Source organism: Winslowiella arboricola (genome assembly GCF_025527015.1).
GTDB classification, from domain to species: domain Bacteria; phylum Pseudomonadota; class Gammaproteobacteria; order Enterobacterales; family Enterobacteriaceae; genus Erwinia; species Erwinia arboricola.
Genome location: NZ_JAODIM010000042.1, coordinates 1 through 24,268, shown reverse-complemented (window position 1 = coordinate 24,268; position 24,268 = coordinate 1). Strand labels below are relative to the sequence as shown.

Below are 24,268 nucleotides of genomic sequence, written 5' to 3'. Positions count from 1 at the left end.
AGTGGCGTTTAGCGCTAAAATTCAGCCACTGGCGGTTAAATCAGACCTGTTAACCAGTTCTCCCTTGTTACGGTTTATTCTCTGCCCCTGCTTTTTTTGTGCATGGCGTAAACAGTTAAAGCAGATTCATCAAAGCTTATGGACATGAAGAAAAAAAGGGCCACGCCTGGCGTGACCCTGTTGGCGACTGCATCAGTTCATCAGACGACATGAACCTGCAGGTTATGTTGCACCAGCACATCACCGAGGCTGTTATCGCTGGTCAGCGCTGAATTGTGATAAACATCAAACACCTGGCCATCGACAGTACGTTGCCCTACCGTCGCCCACACGCCGCCATCGGTATTGCTCAGCGTCACCTGGCTGCCATCCGCACCTTTGATCAGCAGATCCTCATTTTGCGTATCGGTCAGTTTCAACGCTTCATTCAGATCCAGCTTGACGCTGTTGGTACCCGATAACCCGAGATCCAGCACTTCGATATTTTCCACTTTCAGACCCAGCGCAGTCAGATCCAGCGTCATATGCTCGCCGCCCAGCACCAGGGTATCGGTGCCCGCCCCGCCATCGATATGCTCGAAATTGAGGTTGTTAACGGTGACGGTATCATCGCCGAGACTACCGGTTACCGTTGCCCCTTCCTGCGTCGAGCCATCCGCCAGCGTAATCACCACTCCGCCGATGGTGTAACTGCTGTCATCAGCTGCCGTACTGGCGGTTTCGTCAGTAGTGGCGGTGGTGCTTTCGCTGCTGGTGGCCGTTGCTGCGCTGGTTGCGCTATCCGCATCGGTGGTCAGCGTCGACTCAACCGTGGCGGTGGCCGAGGTTTCGGTGCTGCTGCTCGCTTTAGCGGTTTCCTCATGGCTGGCCGCCGTTGCGGCTAACGCATGCGTATCGACAGAGGTCGCATCATCCGCTGCCACCGAGAACAGCGCCAGCGACGAGGTTGTCGCCGCGGCAACCGGCAACAGTGAACCCAGCAACAGGGTGGTGGTGGTCGATGCCGGGTTACCCGCCACATCCACCGCCGTCACTGTTACAATCGAGTTCAGATTCAGTGCCGTGAGCAGTCCGCCGGCAAATTTCACGCTGTAGCGACCCAGCGCATCAGTGGTGGCCTGCATGGTTGAACCATTCAGGGTCACATTTACGCGCGTACCCTGCGCCAGATTCAGTGTGCCGCCGGAAATCGTCAGGCCATTCAGCAGCACATTGACCAGCGCCAGCACCGGATCGACCCCGACAATCGGCAGATCGTGGGTTTTCGCGGTAAAGCTGCTGCCCGCCACCGAGGTATTACCTACCGCATCGGTCAGCGTCACCAGTACCGTATGACTGCCATCAGAGATACCGCGCAGTGTTGCAGACGGTACATTGACGCTCCAGCTGCCATTCGCCTGCACCGTGGTGGTATACACCGTGCCCGCCACATCGACCGAGACCCGGCTGCCAACAGCGTTACTTGATGTGCCGGTGATGGTTTCAGTGGTTGAAGCCTCCGACAGATTCAGATAGCCATCGGTGAACAGCACTCCCAACGCTACCGATGGCAGGGTATGGGTAATCACACTGGCGCTGCTGCTGCCGCTACCGCTATTACCAGCGGCGTTAGTCACCGTCGCCGTGACGTTTTGCGTGCCATCGGCCAGCGCGATCAGGCTGGCTGACGGCACCGAGACGCTCCAGCTGCCATTGGCGGCAACAATGCCGGTCAGCGTTAACGCGCTGCCGACTTTTACCGTTACCGTCGACCCTTCAGCATTAGTGGTGGTACCGGTGATGGTCTGTGCGCTCTGCGCGTCGGTCGCATTCAGCAGGCCATCGCCAAATACCGCGCTGATGCTCACTGTTGGCGGGGTATTGGTAATCACACTGACTGAACCACTCTTCGTCGCCACATTGCCGTAAGCATCGGTGGCCGAGGCATTGACGGTCAGATTACCGTTGCTGAGCAGCGCAAGATCCGCTTTTGACACGCTGATGGACCAGCCGCCACCGCTGGCCACCAGCGCGCTGTAGCTTTTACCCCCGAGAGTCACGCTGACCGTTGAGCCAGCCGCCAGATTATTGCTGCTGCCGCTAATGGTTTGCGTCGAGTTAAGATCGGCGGCGCTCAGTACGCCATCGCCAAACACGGTATTCAGCGTCAGGGTCGGTGGATTACTGATACCCACCTGCACGCCCGCGCTGACCGCGGTGGTGTTACCCACCGTATCGGTTACCGACACGCCGACCGTCAGGTTACCGTTCAGCAGAGTGCCGAGAATATCGGGCGCCACCGCCGCACTAAATTTACCGTCGCTGCCAACCGTGGCGGTAACCGTGGAATTACCGATATTGATTCTCACTGTCGAGCCAGCTGCATTGCTCACCGTACCGGTAATCGTCTGGGTCACCAGCGATTCCACCAGGTTCAGAATGCCATCGCCAAACAGCGGATTAAGCGTAATCACCGGCAGATTATGAATACCGATCACTGCACCGGCAGTGGCGCTACCGGTGTTACCGGCGCTGTCGGTAACCGCCACGCCCACCGTCAGATTACCGTCCAGTAATCCCTGCAGAATCGCTGGCGTCAGCGCCAGGCTGAAACCACTACCGGTAGTGGTGGTGACAAACTGCTGTCCACCGATAGTAATCACCACCCGGGATCCGGCTTCCGCACCGGTGACCGTACCGGTGATAGTCTGGGTTAACAGCGCATCGGCCGCATTCAGCAGTCCGTCGCCAAACAGTGTGGCAAGGTTGACCACCGGACGAATAACGTCGACCACCAGTCCCTGCGAGGCGGAGGTGGTATTGCCCGCCGCATCGGTCACACTGGCGGAGACAGTTAAATTACCGCTGGTTAAGGTACCAAGAATATCCGGCGAGACGGTGGCGCTAAAGGCGCCATTGGCCCCTACCGTCGCCGTCACCGTATTGCTGCCAATTCCCAGCGTAATGGTGCTGCCCGCCGCCACATTATTCACCACACCGCTGATAATCTGGCCGGTAGCGAGGTCGGCAATATTCAGAATGCCATCGCCAAAGATTGGACTCAGGGTGATGGAAGGCTGCGCGGTAAAGATACCGACATCAACCGAGGTGGAGGTGGTATTACCCGCCGGATCCACCACTTTCACCCCCAGCGCGAGGGTGCCATTGGTCAGTGCGCCGAGATCCAGTGGTGGAATTTTGACACTCCATTCACCCAGCGCATTGACCGTCGCTGCGTAAGATTTACTGCCAAGCGTCACCGTGACCGTTGAGCCGGTCGCCGCGGTGACGACCCCTTTCACCGTCTGCTCAGTCGCGGCTTCGACAATATTCAGCAGACCATCACCGCCAAACAGGCCGGTCAGATTGCCAATCACCGGCAGATTATCAACAATCGCGGTAAAGGCTTTATCGACAACGCTGGTGTTGCCCGCGGCATCGGTCAGCGTCACTTTCAGCGCCAGGTTGCCATCATCAAAGATCTGCAACAGGCTCGGCGGCACGATAATCGCCCATTTACCATCCTGACCGACATCGGCGGTTAAGGTGGTGCCGCCAATGGTTAACGCGACTTTCGCGCCAATGCCTGCCGAGGTCGTGATACCACTGATGGTTTGCGCCACACTGGTGTCGAGAGCATTCAGGAAGCCATCACCAAACAGCGTATCAACCACCAGGTTCAGCGCGCTGTTAACCACTTTATTCACGGTTAAGGTGGCGTCAGTCTGGTTGCCTGCTGCATCGCTGACGCGCACGCCGAACACCAGCGGCCCTTCCGCCAGGCTTCCCAGCACCTCTGGCGACAGATCGATGCTAAAGGTGCCATTGTCGCTGACCACGCCGGTGGCAATCGGCGCACCATCGCCGAGATAGATGCCAATCGTCTGTCCAGGCGCGCCGGATACGGTACCGGTTAAGGTCTGGGTTAACAGAATATCGGCCGCATTCAGGACATTATCGCCAACCAGCGCATCCACCTGCAGCAGCGGCGCACCGGTATCAACCGAAATAATATGGCTGGCGGTTCCCGGATTGCCCGCCGCATCAGTGAGGGTAGCGGAGATGGTTTGCGTGCCCTGGCTCAGCGCCTGCAAATCTGCCGCCGGCACCGCCGCCGACCAGCTGCCATTGGCCTGCACCACCGCGCTGTAGTTTTTGCCATTCAATGTCACCGTGACGGTACGGCCCGCTTCGCTCACCGATGCAGTACCGGTGATGGTCTGGGTGGCTGCCGCTTCGGTGCTGTTTAACACATTATCAGTGGTGAAGTTACCAATGGTCAGCACTGGCGGCACACGATCTACTACCACCGTTGAAGTGGAGGTGGCGGTACCATCCAGACCAGTAGCGGTAACCCGTACAATCGCATTGCCATCAATAAAGCTGGCGTTAGGTACGCTGATGCTCCAGCTGCCATCATCGGTTGATACCACGGCTGTACCGGCCGCAACGCCATTAATGGTGACGGTAACGTTACCGCCCAGCGTACCAATATTGCCGTAGGTACCGCTCAGCGTCACATTACCGGTACCATCGGCGACATTGATAATATTATCGCCGCCTACCGGCGTCAGCGTAACCAGTGGCGCTGGCGGCGGCGTCAGGTCAACGGTTACCGTTGCGCTGGCATTGCCGACGTTACCGGCAAGATCGCTAACCGAAGCACTTATAGTGCCACTGGTGGTACCGAGCTGCACCATCGCCGCTGGCGTCACATTCACCGTCCAGTTGCCATTTGCCTGCACCACGCCGCTCAGGGTGGCGGTGCCAATGGTTACCGTCACCACCGAGCCAATGCTAGCGCCGGTGGTGGTGCCGCTCAGAGTTTGGGTGGTTAAACTCTCCAGATAAGTCAGCGCGTTATCGCCGGTAAATGGCGTAATGGCGATGGTCGGCAGCTGGGTATCGACCGTAAAGCTGCCATTAATCGCCCCAATGTTACCGGCACTGTCGGTGGCCTGCACCGCTACGCTGGCCGCCCCCTGCCCCAGCGCTGACAGCACGCCGGTGCCGACATTCAGCGTCCAGTTACCGTTAGCATCAACCGTAGCGCCGGTATAGGTGGTGCCGGCAATCGTCACGCTGACTGACTGGCCCGCACCGGTGATGCCGGTTTTACCGCTTAACACTCCGCCGGCCAGCGCTTCGGCGGCATTGAGATAACCGTCAGTAAATGGCAGATCCAGCGTCGGCACCGGCGCCGTCAGTGAGGCAGTAAAGTTCAGGCTCTCGCTGTTGGTGTTCCCGGCACTGTCGGTGACCGTGACATTAATGGTATGGGTTCCGTTAGTTAAGCTACTTAATGCCCCTGCCGGAATATTTACCGACCAGTTGCCACTGGCATCAACGCTGCCGGTATAGCTGATACCGTTAACATCGATGGTCAGCTGCACACCCTGGTTAAGTCCATCCACCCCGGTTCTGCCGGTCAGCGTCACCGCCGCACCCGCTTCGGCAATATTCAGCACGCCATCGATAAACGGTGTGTTGATAACCGGTTCCGGCAGGGTCAGCGCGGTGGTGACATTCAGCGTCTCCACATCACTGTTCCCCGCCGCGTCTCTGGCAGTAACTGTGATGGTATGGGTACCATCCGCCAGCGTCGCCAGCTGGGTTGGTGTGAGTGATAGCGACCAGTTGCCATTAACATCCACCGTAGCGGTTACCGGGTTGTCGCCATTGAAGCCGCTAATCACTACGCTGACGCTTTGACCGGCGCCCACGACCCCGGTTTTACCGCTAATCAGCTGACTCAGCGCCGCTTCGTCAATATTCAGCGCGCCATCGCCAAAGGGCAGATTGATGGTTGCATTCGGCAGCGTATTCACCGCTACGGTCAGCGAACCACTGGTGCTACCGACGTTACCTGCCGCATCGGTGACCACCACGCTGATCGGCAGGTTGCCGTCCTGCAAGCTCTGCAACAGGCCACTGGTCAGCGGCAGGCTCCATGCGCCCGTGGTGACATCCACGGTGGCGTCATAAGTAGTGCCATTCAGCGTGACCGTGACGCTTTGCGTTCCGGTGATGCCGGTGGTGCCGGTCAGTGCACCGTTGACAGCCGCTTCGGCCGCATTCAGGAAGCCATCCACAAACGGCGTTGCCAGCGTTGGATCAGGCAGGCCGGTAATAATGGCGCTAAATCCAAGCGTTGTGTTATCGCTGTTCTGCGCACGGTCGGTAACGGTGACGTCAATGGTATGCGTCCCGTTGCCGAGCGCCGCCAGTTGCGTTGGCGTCAGCGTGGCGCTCCAGTTGCCATTTTGATCGACGGTGGTGGTAAAGGTGGTGTTATCAATTTTCAGCGTTACGGTCTGGCCGCCGCCGGTGATGCCGGTGGTGCCGCTAATCAGCTGATTAACACCCGCTTCCGCCGCATTCAGTAAACCATCAACAAATGGCGTCAGAATGGTGGCATCCGGCAGCGTATTGATCAGCACATCGGCGCTGACCGTAGCGGTTGCCGGGTTACCGGCACTGTCTGCCGCACTGACCTCCACCTGCAACTGCCCGTCGCTCAGAGCGGCCAGACTGCCCGCCGGAATATTCACGCTCCAGACGTTGTTCGCATTGACCGTGCCATTAAAGGTCAGTCCGCCAATGGTGACCACCACCGCAGTACCCACCGCAAGATTGCTGGATGTGCCGCTGATCGTCTGCGCAACCAGCGATTCCGCCGCGTTTAACAGACCATCGACAAACGGGGTGGTAATGTTCAGCACTGGCAGCGCATTAATCAGCACATCAAGATCGACCACTTCGGTACTGGTGTTACCCGCACGGTCAGTAACCGATACGCCAACGCCCAGTTCGCCATCCTGCAGCAGCAGCAGATCGCCAGATGGAATGGTCAGACTCCAGGCGCCATTAGCATCCGCCGTCGCGCTGTACTCTTTATTGTTCAGCGTTACCGTGACGGTTAATCCCGCATCGGTTTGACCACTGACCAGCAGTCCGGCCAGTGCTTCCGCCAGATTCAGCACATCACCGGCATCCAGCGTGACGCTCAGCAATGGATCTACTGTATCAACGGTAAAGTCATGGCTGGCATTAGCCGGGTTGCCGGCGACATCGGCCGCACTGGCGGTCACCGTATTATTGCCCTGATCCAGTTCGCGCACATCAGCAGCCGGCACCGTAGTGCTCCAGTTACCGTTGGCATCCACCGTGGCGTTATAGGTTTTACCATCCAGCGTCACCAGTACCGTGTTGCCAGCCGGTAAGCGCTGGCTGGTGCCGCTGATAATCAGATTACTGTTGGTTTCCTGCGCATTGACAATGTCATCGCCGCTGACCGGATTAAAACTCAGCGTTGGCTGTTCCGCCGCCGCCGCAATCACCGTGACGTTATGGGTATTGCTGGCCGGATTGCCTGCGCTGTCGGTCGCCGAGGCGGTGATGGTTTGCGCACCATCGACCAGCGCACCCACATCGGCGGCCGGTACATTGGTGGTCCAGTCGCCGTTGGCGCCGACCGTCGCGGTATAGGTTTTGCCATTCAGCAGCACGCTAACCGTACGACCCGCTTCCAGATTGGTGCTGGTGCCCGAGATCGCCAGAATCTGACCCGCTTCAGCCTGATTAATATAGTTATCACCCGACACCGCACTGATGGTCAGCGTCGGCAGGGTAGCCGGGCTGGCATCGATGGTAATGGTCTGATTGACGCTGGTGCTGTTCAGCGCTTTATCACTGAGTTCAGCGCTAACCTGGTAGCTGCCATCGGCCAGTCCCTGCAATGCCCCCGCGGGCAGGTTGACGCTCCAGCTGCCGTCACTCTGTACCAGCGTCTGATAAGTGACGCCATTAAAGGTTACTGTCACCTGCTGCCCCGCCTCGCTCACCGAGGCGGTACCGCTGACTGGCACCACCTGCTGGTACTCGGCGGCATTGATAATGTTATCGCCAGCAATGGCGCCGATGGTCAGCACCGGTGCCTGGAAATCAACGCTGGCGGTGCTGTCGATCACCCCCTGATTGCCGGAGGCATCGGTTACCGTCACCACAATCGGCAGATTGCCGCTGCTCAGATCCTGTAGCGTGGCGGGCTGTAACACCAGTGACCAGTTACCGCTGGCATCCACCTGCGCGCTGTAATCGGTGCCGCCAATATTGAGCACTACTGATTGTCCGGCGCCGGTGGCACCAGTGGTACCGCTCAGCGTCTGCGGCTGCTGAGATTCGGCGCTGTTCAGATAGCCATCGGTAAAGGGAGTATTAATCGTCGGCACCAGCGCGGCGGTTTCCACCGTCACCGCACTGCTGCTGCTGGTCGGGTTGCCTGCCGCATCTGCTACCGTCGCGGTCAGGGTATAACTGCCGTTACTGATGCCCGCCAGCGCGCCAGCAGGCAGATCCAGAGACCAGATACCGCTGGCATTCACAGTGGCGGTATAGCTTTGTCCGTTAAGGGTGACGGTAACAATCTGCCCCTCCTGCGCCGTAGTGGTACCAGAGATGGCAATAGCCGCCACCGATTCCGCCGCATTGACCCGGCCGTCACCAGCAATAGTATCGATGGTTAAGGCTGGTGGAATGCGATCGACATTAAATGGCGCGGTGATCTGATCCTGGTTACCCGCAGCGTCAGTGACTGTCACCACCATGCTGCCGGTGGCCAGCGTCTGAAGTACCGCCGGTGACAGACTGACCGTCCAGTTGCCATCGCTGTCCACCAGGCCGTCGTAGTCAACGCCGTTAATCGTAACGCTGACACGCTGTCCGTCACCCTCAATGCCGGTGCTGCCACGCAGGGTTTGCGTGCTGCCCGTTTCTGCCGCATTCAGGATGCTGTCGCCAAACGGCGGCAAAATAGTGGCATTCGGCAGCTCACTGACCTGCACATTCAGCGTGGCATTACCCGATACCTGATTGCCTGCCGCATCGGTGGCGCTAACGCTGACGGTGGCCGGACCATCCGCCAGACCCGCCAATGCGGCCGGCGGGATCGCCACGCTCCAGACGCCATTTGCGCCAACTTCAGCGGTAAAGGTCTGGTTATTAAACTCAATGGTGACCGTGCTGCCGGTCGCCACATTTTGCGACGTACCGCTGATCAGCAGATCCTGACCCGCTTCAGCGGCATTCAGATAGCCGTCGCCGCTAATCGGATCGACGACCAGTCCGGATGCCGCATTGTTAACGTTAAAGTCGAGGCTGTTGCTGACGCCATTACCCGCGGCATCACTCACTGCCACTGTCAGACTGTTGTCGCCATTCGCCAGATCCAGTAACGCGGAGGCAGGAATCGAAACGCTCCATGCCCCGCTCGGCTGCACAATGGCGGTATAGATAGCGCCATCGAGGGTAATGGTAACCGTCTGACCCGCTTCGACATTGGTGGTGACACCCGAAAGGATCTGCGCCGTTTGCTGCTCGGCGCCGTCCACCACATCATTGCCGGCAAAAGGATCAAAGCTGATGGTTGGCAGTGAAGCGGCGTCGGCTTTCACCGTAAATGAAGTCGACTGCTGCGTGCTGTTGCCCGCGCTGTCGGTGGCGGTCACCGTCAGATCGTAGTTGCCGTTAGTCAGATCGCTCAGGGCAGTCGCCGGGATATTGAGCGTCCAGTTACCGTCAGTATCAACCGTGGTGGTATAAGGCGTGCCAGCAAAGTTGACCACAATGGTCGCGCCATTTTCACCGGTGCCGCTGACTGCCAGCGGCTGCCCCAGTTCGGTGGCATTGACTACGCCATCACCCGACAGCACACCCACTTGCAGATCTGGCGGCAGTGTATCCACCAGCACGCTGCCGGTGCCGGTGGCGGTATTGCCTGCCACATCGCTGACGGTAACGGTAAAGCTGGTGGTGCCCTGTTGCAGATCCTGCAAGGCTGCGGCTGGAATGGAGATAGTCCAGCTACCATCGCTGGCGACCGTGCCAGTGTAAGTCGCGCCGCCAAAGCTGACGCTGACCGTCTGGCCATCACCGGTAATACCGGTGATGCCGGTTAACGTGCCGTTCGCCGCGATATCATCGGCATTCAGTGAGCCATCACCAAACGGCTGATTAATGGTTACCGTCGGCAGGGTATCGGCCAGCACCGTCACGCTGCTGGTGCTGGTGACCGGATTACCGGCAGCATCATTTACCGCCGCACTGATCGCTAACGGACCATCAGCAACCGCATTCAGCGCCCCCGCGGGCACCGTGGCCGTCCAGCTGCCGTCGGCATTAACCGTGGCGTTATAACCCACGCCATTCACCGTCACCACCACGATACTGCCCGCGGTAACATTAGTGCTTTGGCCGCTGATGGTCAGCGCTGCCCCTTGTTCGTCAGCATTCAGATAACCATCGCTGACCGGTGCAATCGCCAGGCTGCTGCCGCTGGTGTTGATGCTGTAGCTGTCGGTGACGCTGGTGCTGTTACCGGCGGCATTGGTGACGCTGACTGCCAGCGTCTGGCTGCCATCATTTAAGCCCGCCATCGCCCCTGCCGGGATGGTGACGTTCCACGCACCACCCGCCAGCACCAGACCGGTGTAGCTGATACCATTAAGCGTTACCGTCACCGTTTGTCCTGCTTCGGCATTGGTAGTACCGCTCAGGATCTGATCTACCGCCCGCTCTGCGCCATCAACAATGCCATTACCGGCAAAGGTATCAATCGCTACAGTCAGCGTTGGCGCGGTGGTATCCAGCGTCAGGCTGCTTTCTACCGTAGTGGTGTTACCCGCGCTATCGCGGGTGGTAACGCTAAGCGGATTAGCTCCTTCGGTTAATGCCGCCAGATCGACGGCAGGCACTTCCAGTGACCACTGGCCATTTACGCCAACCGTTGCCTGGTAAGTTTTACCGTTAAGGCTGACGATGATGTTGTCGCCGGATTCACCGCTGCCGTTAAGCAGCAGCGGTTGTCCCTGCTCGGTGCTACTGAGAATGCCATCGCCGGAAGGCGGATTTAAAGTCAGGGCTGGAGGAGTAATATCTACCGGCAGGCTGACCTGTTGCGTGGTGCTGTTGCCTGCAGCATCGCTGACCGTGATGCTGACCGGATAAGAACCATCAGTCAGGGTGGACAGATCGGCAGCCGGAACGTTAACCGTCCACTGACCATTTTCCCCGATGGTGGCGCTGTAGCTGTTGCCATTCAGCGTCAGGCTGACGCTGTCACCGGCGGTGCCGGTACCATTGATCGTCAGCGGTTGTCCCTGCTCCGTAGCATTCAGAGTGCCGTCACCGGCAATCACCGCGACGGTAAAGGCTGGTGTGCTGGTATCCAGCGTGACCGGCGTCAGCACTGTGGCGCTGTTGCCATTGGCATCGGTGGCGGTGACGCTGATATCGTATTTGCCGTCACTCAAATCCTGCAACGCGCTGGCCGGAACCGTGGCGCTCCAGCTGCCGTTGGCCGCGACGATTGCCGGATAAGCGATGCCGTTCAGGGTGACGACCACCGTGCTGCCCGCTTCGCTGCTACCGCTGACTGTCAGCGGCTGTCCCTGTTCAGTCGCGTTGATAACACCATCACCGGAGACAGGGTTAAGCACAATATCCGGCGGCGTGCTGTCCACCACCACCGGCGTGGTTAAGCTGTCGCTGTTGCCAGCCACATCGCTGACCACCACCACCACCACATTGGCGTTGCCATCTGGCAGATTTTGCAGCGTGGCGGCCGGAATGGTCACATTCCAGTTACCCTGGCCATCAACCAGCGCCGCATATTCAACACCGCCTACCGTAACAAACACTTTCTGACCATCAGCAATTACGCCGGTGGTGCCGCTTAGCGTCTGCGGATTCTGCGCTTCTTCCGCACTGAGCACGCCATCACCAAACGGCGTATCCAGCGTCGGTTGCGGCAGGGTATTGATCGCCACATTAAGCGTATTTTCACTGGTGATCGGGTTATTGTTGATATCAGTGCTGGTGGCGGTCACCGTCAGCGGGCCATCTGGCAGATTCTGCAAATCGGCGGACGGCACGATGATGTTCCATTTGCCATCTGCGTCAACGGTGCCGGTGTAAGCAATGCTATTTACGGTCACCGTTACGGCGGTACCCTCAGCCACATTATTAGTACTGCCGCTGATAGTAAGATCGGATTGCGCTTCGGTGGCGTTCAGATAATCATCGCCGCTGATAATGCCAATCGCCAGTGCGCTGAAGCTGTTATCGACGGTAAAGGTCTCACTGCCGGTGGCGGGGTTACCCGCAAGATCACTGACACTGACATCAAAGGTTTGTGTACTGTTTTGCAGGCCGGCAAAAGCGCTCGCCGGGATATTGACCGTCCATGCGCCACCGGATTCAACTTCGCCAGTATACTGCTGGCCGTTAAGAGTCACCGTCACCAGCTGTCCGGCCTGTACATTGGTGGTGGTACCGCGCAGAATCTGGCTTTCACCCTGTTCAGCGCCATTCAGCTGACCATCACCGGTAAACAGATCGACGCTGATGGTCGGCAGATTAGCCGGATCGGCAGCGACGATTAACGGACTGGTGGAGGTGTTAGTGTTACCCACCGCATCCACCACCGTCACGCTGACGGTGTATGGACCATCCGGCAGCAACGCCAGCACATCGGACGGGATTTGCACTGACCAGTTACCGTCACCGTCTACCACCGCCGGGTAATCGACATTATTCAGCGTTACCGTGACATTATCTCCGCTGTCGCCGGTGCCGTTAATCGTCAGGTTTTCAGCGCTTTCCTGATTATTGAGGTAACCACCGGAGACCGGCGCCACGGTTAACGCTGGCGTAGCGGTATCGAAAGTCAGATTACTGCTGGTGGTACTGGTGTTGCCGCTGGCACTGGTGGCGGTCACGGTTAGCGGATAAGTGCCATCGGCGATAGCACCCAGCGCGGAAGCCGGAATACTGGCGCTCCACTGGTTATCATCGCCAACGGTGGCAGTGTAGTTCTCACCATTCAGGGTGAAACGAATGGTGTCACCGGCGTTGCCGCTACCGCTAATCAGCAGCGGCTGGCCTTGTTCACTGGCATTTACCGTACCGTCAACCGCAATCGTATTCAGTTCCAGTGCTGGTGCAGCGGTATCGACGATCAGATTGGTGCTCTGGCTGCTGGTATTACCGGCCGCATCGCGCGCCTCCACCGTCAGCGGATTATTGCCGCTGGCCAGATTGGCCAGATCTGTGGTCGGTATCGTCACCGCCCACAGGCCGTTCTGACCCACAACCACATTATATTCAACCTGATTCAGGGTGACGGTAATCGTATCGCCCGCCGTGCCGCTACCATTGACAATTAACGGCTGCGTCTGTTCGCTGGCGTTAAGCACACCATCAACGGCAACCGGATTGAGCGTGGCGACCGGCGCGGTGGTATCAATCACCAGCCCGCTTTGCTGCGAGGTACTGTTGCCTGCGGCATCAGTGACGGTGACCGCCACGGTGTAGCTGCTGCCATTATTCAGCGCGGCCAGATCGCCGGTTGGCACACTGACCGACCATGCGTTATTGCCATCGACAATGGCGGTGTTACTTTTACCATTCAGCGTGACCCGCACGCTGTCACCTGGCGTGCCAGTGCCGTTAAGCTCCAGCGGCTGCCCCTGCTCGACGCTGTTAAGCGTGCCATCACCGGCGACCGGTGCGAGGGTAAATACCGGCGCGCTGGTGCTGAGAATAATGCTACTCAGTTGCGTGGTGCTGTTGCCGGCGCTATCGCTGGCGGTGACGCTAACCGGGTAAGTGTCGTCAGCCAGCCCCTGCAGGACCGTAGCCGGAACATTTACCGTCCAGTAGCCGCTGGCATTAATGGTCGCCGGATAATCGACGCCATCGAGGGTGACGGTGACCGTCGATCCCGGTTCCGCGAAACCTTCGATCAGCAGTGGCTGATTCTGTTCAGTGCCGTTAATCCGCCCATCTTCGGCGATCGGTTCAATCTCCAGCGACGGTGGCAGCGTATCCACCCGCACGGTAGTGGTTGAAGTGTTACTGTTGCCCGCCGCATCGCTGACTGCGACCACTACGGTAGTCGGGCCTTCCGGCAGATTCTGTAAGGCAGTCGACGGCACCAGCAGGCTCCAGCTGCCATCGGTGGCTACCTGAACCGGATAATCGATGCCGCCAATGGTCACCGTAACCGTCTGTCCGTCACCGGTGGCGCCAGTGTTACCGGTCAGCGTCTGATCGCTGCGCGACTCATCGCCGCTTAAGATAGCGTCAGCAAATGGCGTATCGATATTCGCCTGCGGCAGATCGTTGATCGCCACATTCAGCGTGCCGTCAGCGCTAAGCGTGGTGCCGTTAGCGCCCGGAGTGGTGGCGGTAATGGTGAGCGGGCCATCAGCCAGATTCGCCAGGGCGGCGGATGGCACCGTGGTGCTCCAGCTGCCATTGGCCTGCACGATCGCGCTATAGGTGGTAGTGCCAATGACAAAAGTGACGGTACTGCCCGCTGCCACGTTGTTTGAGGTGCCGCTGACGGTTAGATCGCTTTCCGCTTCCAGCGCATTGAGATAGCCGTCGCCACTCAGCGGATCAAAGGCTATTGCAGCGAGGGTGTTATCAACGACAAAACTGCCATCGTCACTGGCATTGTTACCCGCCGCATCATCGACGCTGACGGTAAAATCTTGCGTGCCGTTAGTCAGCCCTTCCAGTGCGCTGGCCGGGATAGCGACCGACCAGGCGCCGCTGGCCTGCACTACGCCGGTATAGCTTTCGCCACCCAGCACCACGGTCACTACCTGCCCGGCCTGCACATTAGTGGTGTTACCGGTGAGGAACTGTTCGGTTTGCTGCTCTGCGCCATCCAGCACCCCGTCGCCGGTCAGCGGATCGATAGTGAGAGTGGGCTGATTAGCCGGGCTGGCAATGACCGTCAGCGGGCTGTTCACCGTGGTAGCATTGCCTGCGCTATCGGTGGTGGTGATCGCTACGTTATAGCTGCCATCACCCAGCGTGTTAGCCGGGACGGTCACCGACCAGTTGCCGTCGCTGTCTACCGTTGCGGGGTAATCCACCTGATCGAGAGTAACGACGATGCTTGCGCCCGCTTCACCGTTACCGGCAATAATTAACGGCTGGGCCTGCTCCTGCGCATTCAGATAACCATCGCCGGAAATTGGCGTGGTTAGCGCCAGCGGCGGCAACTGGGTATCCACCACCAGCGGCGCGGTGCTGGCAGTGGTATTGCCTGCTGCATCGCTGGCGACAATATCGACGGTATAACTACCGTCGGCGATATTCGCCAGATCGGCCGCCGGAATGGTGACCGTCCACTGTCCCGTGCTATCGACGGTGGTGGCGTAGTCAACGCCATTCAGCGTCACCACAATCGAAGCATTGGCTTCGCCGCTTCCTGCAATCTCTAACGGCTGGCCCTGCTCCTGCGCATTCAGATAGCCATTACCGGAAATCGGGTTGTCGAGTCCCAGCGTCGGCGCCGCCGTATCCACCAGCACTGGCGTGGTCGTGGTGTTGCTATTTCCTGCCGCATCGGTGACGACTACCACCAGCGGATTATTGCTGCCCTGCGGCAGACCGCCGAGATCCGCCGCCGGGATAGTCACTGTCCAGCTGCCGTCGCTGCCCACCAGCGCGCTGTAATCGTTGCCGCCAAGGGTGACCAGCACCGTCTGACCTGGCGCACTGACGCCGGTATTACCGCTGATGGTCTGATCGTTGCTGACTTCATTGCCGTTCAGTGCGCCGTCACCGCCAAATGGCGGATCGATAGTGGCTGCCGGTTGATTAGCGATCACCACATTCAGCGTGCCGTCAGCCGAAAGCGTCGTGCCATTTGCGCCCGGCGTGGTGGCGGTAATGGTCAGCGGGCCATCCGCCAGCGCCCCGACAACACTGGCCGGAACCGTAGTGCTCCAGCTGCCATCGGCCTGCACGGTCGCGGTATAGGTGGTGGCGCCAATCACAAAACTGACCACGCTACCGGTTGCCACATTGCTTGAGGTGCCGCTGACAGTCAGATCGCTGGCCGATTCCTGCGCATTGAGATAACCGTCGCCACTCAGCGGATCAAGCGCAATCGCGGCGACAGTATTATCAACGTCAAAGCTGCCATCACTGCTGCTGGTGTTGCCCGCCGCATCATCGACGCTGACGGTAAAGTTTTGCGTACCGTTGCTCAGCCCCTCCAGCGCGCTGGCCGGAACGGTGACTGACCAGTTGCCATCCGCCTGCACAATGCCGGTATAGCTGGTATTGCCCAGCGTGACCGTAATGGTCTGCCCCTGCGGCGCATCAGTGGTACCGGTAATAAACTGTTCGGTCTGCTGCTCCGCGCCATCAAGTATACCGTCGCCGGCAAACGGATTAAGGGTGATAGTGGCGAAATTAGCCGGATCGGCGATCACCGTCAGCGGACTGTTGACCGTGGTGGTATTGCCTGCGCTGTCGGTGGCGGTGATGACTGCCGTGTAGCTGCCGTCAGCAAGGGTATTCGCCGGGACGGTAACCGACCACTGGCCAGAACCGTCCACGGTTGCAGGGTAGTTAACACCCGCCAGCGTAACCACAATGGTGGAGCCGGCTTCGACATTGCCGCCAATAATTAACGGCTGGGCCTGCTCCTGCTGGTTAAGGTAGCCGTCAGTGGAGATTGGGCCGTCCAGAGTCAACGTCGGTGGCACGGTATCCACCACCAGCGGCGTCGTAGAGGTGCTGGTATTCCCCGCCGGGTCGGTGACCACCACCACGATCGGATTGCTGTTGCCCTGTGGCAGGTTAGCCAGATCTTCCGCCGGGATGGTGACCGTCCAGCTGCCGTCACTGGCGACCGGTGCGTTGTAGTCGTTGCCGCCAATGGTGACCACCACCGTCTGGCCCGGACCGGTCGCGCCGGTATTGCCGCCGATAGTCTGATCGGTACCGGCTTCATCGCCGTTCAGCGTGCCGTCGCCGCCAAATGGTGGCTCGATAGTGGCATCCGGTGGATTATTGATCAGTACATTCAGCTGACCACTGTTAATGACCAGATCGCCATTGCTGTCGGTCACGCTGGCGTTAATGGTCAGTGCGCCATCAGGCAGGCCGCTAAGCGCCGAAGCAGGAATCGTGGCGCTCCATGTCCCATCGGCATTGACGGTAGCAGGATAATCAGTGCCGTTAAAACTGACGGTTACGATACTGCCAGCGGTGACGCCAGTAGTGGTGCCGCTAATCACTAACCCGGCGGCCACTTCGCCGGTGCCGAGATAGCCATCGCCACTAATCGGTTCCAGCGCAATGCTGCCGGCGGTATCCGGCTGAACCACCAGTGAACTGCTGTCGCTGGCGCTAGTGCCTGCGGCATTACTGACGCTGGCGCTGATGGTGGTGGTTCCCGCCGCCAGCGCTTCCAGTGCAGCGGACGGCACCGATACGCTCCAGCTGCCATCAGCCTGCACCAGTGTGCTGTAAGTCAGGCCACCCAGGGTAATGGTGACGGTGCGGCCAGCCTCAACATTGGTGGTGGTGCCGCTCAGCAGCTGATCGATCTGTTTCTCTGCGCCATCAAGCACATTGTCGCCGGCAAAATCGTTCAGGGTCAGTGTCGGTGGCTGATTGTCACCGCCGATCACCGTAATATCCTGGTTGTCGCTGGCGGTGCTGCCCGCGCTGTTGCTGACGCTGGCATTGATGGTCGTGGTGCCTTCGGCCAGCGCCTGTAATGCCGCGGCAGGAACGTTAACGCTCCAGCTGCCATTGGCGGCCACGGTGGCGGTATAGGTCACGCCGCCCAGCGTAATGGTGACCGTGCGTCCGGCTTCAACATTGGTGGTGACACCGGAAATCGCCTGACTGCTGCCTTTCTCATCGGCATCAAGAATATTATCACCGGCGAAATCACCAATGGTGATAGTGGGAACCTCCACGACCGGACCGGTGACGGTAATCGCCTGCGTGTCGCTGGCGGCTGCGCCCGCCGCATCGGTAACGCTGGCGGCAATGGTGGCGCTGCCGTTAGCCAGCGCCTGTAATGCCGCCGGAGGCACCGAGACGCTCCAGCTGCCATTAGCGGCAACGGTGGCGCTATAGCTGACGCCGCCGAGGGTAATGGTTACCGTACGGCCCGCTTCAACATTGGTGGTGGTACCGGAAATTGTCTGGCTGCTGGCTTTTTCACCGGCATCAAGGATATTGTCACCGGCAAAAGCGCCGATGGTAATCGTCGGGACAGTGCCAGCCGCGGGAGTGACGGTAAAATCATGGCTGTCGGTGGCGCTGTTGCCAGCGCTGTTAGTGACGCTGACCGCGATCGACGTGGTGCCATTCGCCAGTGCCTGCAACGCGGAGGCCGGGACATTGACGCTCCAGCTGCCATCAGCGCCAACCGTCGCCGTGTAAGTCTGCCCGTTAAGGGTGATGGTGACAGTCTGCCCCGCCTCCACCTGAGTGGTGGTACCGGAAATAGCCTGACTGTTCTGTTTCTCGCTATTATCCAGCACATCATCACCGGCAAAGGTGTTGATGGTAATCGTCGGCTGCACCGGTGTTGGCGTAGTGTCATCGCCACCGCCACCACCGCCACCACCGCCAGCCGCACCGACCGCCAGCCCAACCAGGCCCAGCGCACCGATACCGGCGGCGGTAATCACGCCACCGGAAATTTCGTTATCCGCCAGTAGCAGCGGTTCAAGGTTACCCAGTGACTCGTATTCCGGCGTAATCGCCATCGCGGTAGTCGCATCAGTCATCTCAGTGGTGACCGGGAACAGCGCATGCTCAGGGGGATTTACGCCATCATCGAACACCAGTTCGCTGTGTGAACCGTCGACATCATCAAAAAAGAACTGCTGGTAACGCACTACGCTGCCATCGCGCATATGCAGGATCAGATCGTTTCCCTGTCGCTCAAACTCCACGACCATCGCACGAGTGCCGTTTATCTTCACTACGCTCGGCTCGGTAAGCATTACCGTATGGCTTGCGCCGCCACTGGCCTGAGAGATAAGCGTTCCGTTATCGCGTGAGATAATATCGACGCGGCCTTCATTGAGCTGTGCCATCTAAGTAACCCCTTACACACCAGTTGGGTAAACGCCACGCAAGAAACTACAGAAAATCTGCAGAGTTTTGGTGGTTACGAAATTGTTAACTTTCACTATCGTGAATGTTTATCAACCTGGTGCTTATCAGAGAAAAAAAGCAAAAAAAGTCGTGCAAATGGCTTAAATAGTGCTATGAGGTGTTATTTCCTCTTTCTTTCATTATCCAGATATAAGCAATAAAGCGGCACTGAGTCGTGATTAATATTTATCTTATCGATAAGTTAATTTAATTGCATAGTTTAGAAAAAATTACCTTATCGCTCCAATTATTTCTGAAAAAATAATTAACTAGCCACCTAATGATTTGATTTTAATCAGGCTGGCGACGATGACTTAACGCAGAATGAGGAGAGGCCTGATGGTGAAAAACACCAAAAACCTTGTAATTTACAGGGGAAAATAATGAATATAATTCACAAGAATTTGTGATTGTTAGCACAAGTGGAGGCTGAAATGAGTGGGGGAAATTTAACCAGCTCAGGCGAAGCGCGGGAGTGAATTAAAAACAAAGGTTTTCAATAGCTGACTTATTATTTTGATCTCGCAGTCCGGCACGCTCCATACCAGGAAATATCTGGAAATTGGCCTTAGTGCGGCGATTTAAGTTAACACTGCCGTTTTTATCGGTTACTTACTCTCTGGCTGGCATAAAATGCCTGCTGACTGCCGGTGACAAAAGGTTCACTTCGGCTGTTTACATTCTAAACGCGCCATTTTTATGGTAAAAAGAGCACCTGAATAGTTGAAAATAAAAGCATATTAATGACCAGCACGGATTCAGCCGCCCCAGGGGAACAGACGCCAGCCACGCAGCTGGCGACACGCGTGATTTTTTTTATTGCCGGGTTGGGTATGTCAGCCTGGGCGCCACTGGTTCCCTACGCTAAAACCCGCATTGGCCTGAGCGACGCCTCGCTGGGCGCGCTGCTGCTGTCGCTGGGCTTCGGCTCGCTGGTTGCCATGCCGCTTACCGGCAAGTTAGCGGCAAAGTATGGCTGCAAGGCGCTGATTGTTATCGCCAGCCTCACGGTAATGCTGGTACTGCCGCTGCTGGCCACGCTGCCGACGGCAATTGCGCTGGCGGTCACGCTGATGATTTTCGGCGCCGCCATTGGTGTCCTGGATGTGGCGATGAATATTCAGGCGGTCGAGGTGGAAAAAGCCGCCGGCCGCGCCATGATGTCAGGCTTCCATGGCTTCTTCAGTATTGGCGGCATCGCCGGTGCCGGTCTGGTCAGCGCCCTGTTGTGGGCCGGTTTACTGCCGCTGCAAGCGGTACTGATGGTGGCGGTACTGATTTTTCTGTTGCTGCTAAGCAGCCAGAAGCATCTGTTAAGCCAGCGTCTGCATCAGCCTGATACGCCGTTACTGGTGCTGCCGCGCGGCTGGGTGCTGTTTCTCGGTATCCTGTGCTTTATTCTGTTTCTTACCGAAGGGGCCATACTCGACTGGAGCGCGCTGTTCCTGACCAACAGCCGCGACCTGCCCGCATCACAGGCCGGTCTGGGCTATGCAGTGTTCTCCGTGGCGATGACCATTGGCCGCCTGACCGGCGATCGCACCGTGAGCCGCTTCGGCAGCACCACGATTCTGTTATGTGGCAGCCTGGGCGCCGCGGCGGGGATTTTCCTTGCGGTCAGCATTAACGATGTAACAGTGACATTACTGGCGCTGTTTCTGGTAGGACTTGGCGCGTCAAATACGGTACCGATTCTGTTCAGCGCGGCCGGAAAACAAGATATCATGCCGGTCAACCTGGCGATTTCGGCCATGACAACCATCGGATATGCAGGTATTCTGGCAGGTCCGGCACTGGTCGGGTTTGTTTCCCAGTGGTTTAGCCTGACGACGGCCTTTACAGCCATCGCGGTACTGCTTTTAGCTGTTGCTGCCAGCGCCCGGCTGGTTACACGATAATTTGGGTGTCACGTTACGCTATGGTGCCATATAAGTTTCCCCTCACCTCAGGCAATGTCACGCGCTTCTTTGTGATGTTTATTCTGGTGTTACTGCTGGCGTTAGGATTTATGATCCATAACGCGGTTAACGCGTGGCTGACGGAAAAGCGCTATGCGATGTCCGATATCACTCACAGTATGCAAAAACGCATCGACACCTATCGTTTTGCCACCTGGCAAATCTATGAAAACCTTGCGGCCAGCGCCGCCGGTACGCCGCCGAACAGTCTGCAGGAAACACGGCTGCGCCCCGATGTCTATTATCTGGAAAAAACGCGCCGTAAAACCGAAGCGCTGATTTTTGGTTCTCACGATAGCAGCACGCTGGATATGACCCTGCGCATGTCCAACTATCTCGACACGCTGTGGGGCGCCGAAAACAGCACCTGGTCGATGTATTTCCTCAATGGTCAGGACAACAGCCTGATTCTGATCTCGACGCTGCCGTTAAAAGATATGGCGACGCGTTATAAAGAGAGCGCCATCAACAGTATTGTTGATGCTCGCCGCGCGGAGATGCTGCAGCAGGCTAATGCGCTGGATGAGCGCGAAAGCTTCTCGCCACTGCGTCGCTTTACCTGGCAGAACGACAACTATTTCACTGTGCGCACGACCTTTAATCAGCCTGGTCATCTGGCGACGGTGGTGGCATTTGATTTGCCGGTCAACGATCTGATCCCGCGTAATATGCCGCTGGAGAATTTCCAGCTGAAGCAGGACAGTACCGTTACCAGCGAAGGCACGCAAAATGATGATGATGCGCAGAACACCCGTATCTCGCTGGTCAATCCCAACGTCGAGATTGCCTCCTCGCTGACCAGCACCCCGCTCCAGCTGGTGTATCGCGTGCCGATTACCAGCCTGGTGTTCGATACCTTGCGTAATCTGATGTGGCCACTGCTGGCCAACCTGCTGCTGCTGCTGATGTCACTGGCCGGGCTGTTTCTGCTGCGCCACCAGTCGCTGCGTCCCAGTGAGAATCAGAGCGCCGAACTTGATGCGCTGCGGGTGCTGAATGAAGAGATTGTCGCCAGCCTGCCGGTCGGCCTGCTGGTGTATGACTTTGCCAGCAACCGCACCATTATCAGCAACAAGATTGCTGAGCACCTGCTGCCGCACCTGAATCTGCAAAAAATCATTAATATGTCTGATCAGCATCAGGGGGTGTTGCAGGCGACGGTCAATAATGAAGTGTACGAGATCCGCCATGCGCGCAGTGTGGTATCGCCGCATACTCAGCTGTTTATGATGCGCGATCAGGACCGTGAGCTGCTGGTGAATAAAAAGCTGCAAAAAGCGCAGCAGGTGCTGGATAAGAATCACCAGATGCGGCAACAGCTGTTGCAGAATCTTGGTCATGCGCTGTATCGCCCGTTGGGCAATGTGGTGGAGCATATCCAGCAGCTCAGCCTGCACAGCGACGATGAAGTACAGCTGGATATATTGCAGGAAACCCAGGCGCTGCATCGTCTGGTCGATGATATTGTGCTGCTGAACCGGCTGGAAACCCACGACTGGACGCCGGATGCCACCTCCTTCAATCTGCAAGCACTGCTGGATGATGTCGCCTTAGAGATGTTGCCACTGACGCGCCGCAAAGGTCTGACGCTGCTGGTACGCAACCGCCTGAGCAGCGACGAGATGCGCTTTGGCGATCAGCGCGCTATTCGCAAAGTGCTGTCGACACTGCTGCACTACTCGCTGACCACCACCAACTGGGGCAAGATTTCACTGGATATCGACTCACCGGCAGAGCGGCCCGATCGCCTGACGATTCAGATCGTCGATACCGGCGCCGGTTTAACGGTGGATGAACTGGGCAACACTGACTTCCCGTTCCTTGGCGAAACCTCGCAGGATCGCTTTGGACAGGCTTCCGGCCTCGCCTTCTTCCTGTGCAAGCAGCTGTGTAAGCAGTTGGGCGGCCATTTGGAAGTTCATGCCAAACCGGATATTGGCACCCGCTACAGCATCAATCTGCATATGCCGCTGGAAAATCAGCAGCCGCAGGAAGAGAAGCTGCTGGAGGGTCTGACCGCCTTAATCGAAATTACCGTTGATGACGTACGCAAGATTGTCTGTCATCAACTGGAAAACTGGGGCGCCAACTGCATTACGCCGGATGAGCGCTTCTCCGGCCAGGATCATGATGTTCTGGTCACTGACGACCCGGCGCGTTTAACGCCGTGGTCACTGTTACTCACGGATGATGAGATGGGGTTCCGGGCGATTAGCGATAATCAATACCGGGTTAACTTCAATATCAGTAGCGCGGTGCTGGATGCATTGTTGCAGCTGATAGAACAACAACTGGCGCAGGATGTGCCTGGTGAGGAGCCTGTTGAAGAACAGGATGCCACACCGCTGCTAAATAGCGGTTATTACCAGCTATTTGTCGACACAGTACCGGATGATGTAAAGAGATTGTATAATGAGTCGGCGAACGGTGACTACAGTTCGCTTGCTCAGACAGCGCATCGCCTGAAAGGCGTGTTTGCCATGCTCAATCTGGTGCCCGGCAAGCAGCTTTGTGAAACGTTAGAACAGCACATTAAAGAGTGTGACGATTCAAACATTAAAAATACCACCAGTAACATCGACGCTTACGTCAATGAACTGCTGCAGCAAGGTAACCAATAAGATGAATAATTTGAATGTAATTATTGCCGATGACCATCCGATTGTTCTTTTTGGCATTCGTAAGTCACTTGAACAGATTGAATGGGTAAACGTTGTTGGTGAGTTCGAAGACTCCACAGCATTGGTTAACAGCCTACCTAAGTTAGATGCAAATGTACTGATTACCGATTTGTCGATGCCAGGCGAGAAATATGGCGACGGTATTACTCTGATCAAATACATCAAACGTCACTACCCGGATCTGTCAATTATCGTTCTGACGATGAACAACAACCCGGCGATCCTCAGCGCAGTACTGGATCTGGATATTGAAGGGATCGTGCTGAAACAAGGCGCGCCAACCGATCTGCCGAAAGCGCTGGCAGCCCTGCAGAAAGGCAAGAAGTATACGCCGGACAGCGTGGCGAAACTGCTGGAGAAAATCAGCGCGGGTGGTTATGGCGATAAACGTCTGTCACCAAAAGAGAGTGAAGTTCTGCGTCTGTTTGCTGAAGGTTTCCTGGTAACGGAAATCGCTAAAAAACTGAACCGCAGTATCAAAACCATCAGCAGCCAGAAGAAATCAGCGATGATGAAACTGGGCGTGGAAAACGATATTGCGTTGCTGAACTACCTCTCTTCAGTCAGCTCAATGCCGGTCGAAAAAGACTAAGTTCTGATTCTGATGATGGCGGGCGGCGAGAACGCCGCCCCTACATACAGCGTTCCGTAGGGGCGGCG

General features: G+C 57.5%; 4 protein-coding genes. 3 read left to right on the top strand and 1 reads right to left on the bottom strand.

All coding sequences use genetic code 11. The features are described from left to right. Nucleotides 1-200: 200 nt before the first annotated feature. Nucleotides 201-18,908, bottom strand: coding sequence for an Ig-like domain-containing protein (locus N5923_RS14500; RefSeq protein WP_267142481.1), 18,708 nt, complete (start codon nucleotides 18,906-18,908; stop codon nucleotides 201-203). Between the two features lie 804 nt (nucleotides 18,909-19,712). Here N5923_RS14500 and N5923_RS14495 point away from each other — a divergent pair. Genes N5923_RS14495 through rcsB form a run of 3 tightly spaced genes read left to right on the top strand, consistent with a single transcriptional unit; the run spans nucleotide 19,713 to nucleotide 24,200 of the window. Continuing rightward, a complete protein-coding gene (locus N5923_RS14495) occupies nucleotides 19,713-20,867 on the top strand; it encodes an MFS transporter (protein WP_267142480.1) in 1,155 nt (384 codons plus the stop codon). Nucleotides 20,868-20,890: 23 nt separating this feature from the next. Continuing rightward, on the top strand, nucleotides 20,891-23,548 hold the full coding sequence (gene rcsD / locus N5923_RS14490) for a phosphotransferase RcsD (RefSeq protein WP_267142570.1): 2,658 nt from the start codon (nucleotides 20,891-20,893) through the stop codon (nucleotides 23,546-23,548). A gap of 1 nt (nucleotide 23,549) precedes the next feature. Beyond that, nucleotides 23,550-24,200, top strand: a complete 651-nt coding sequence (rcsB, locus tag N5923_RS14485; RefSeq protein ID WP_017799486.1) for a response regulator transcription factor RcsB — start codon at nucleotides 23,550-23,552, stop codon at nucleotides 24,198-24,200. The last annotated feature ends 68 nt before the right edge of the window (nucleotides 24,201-24,268 follow it).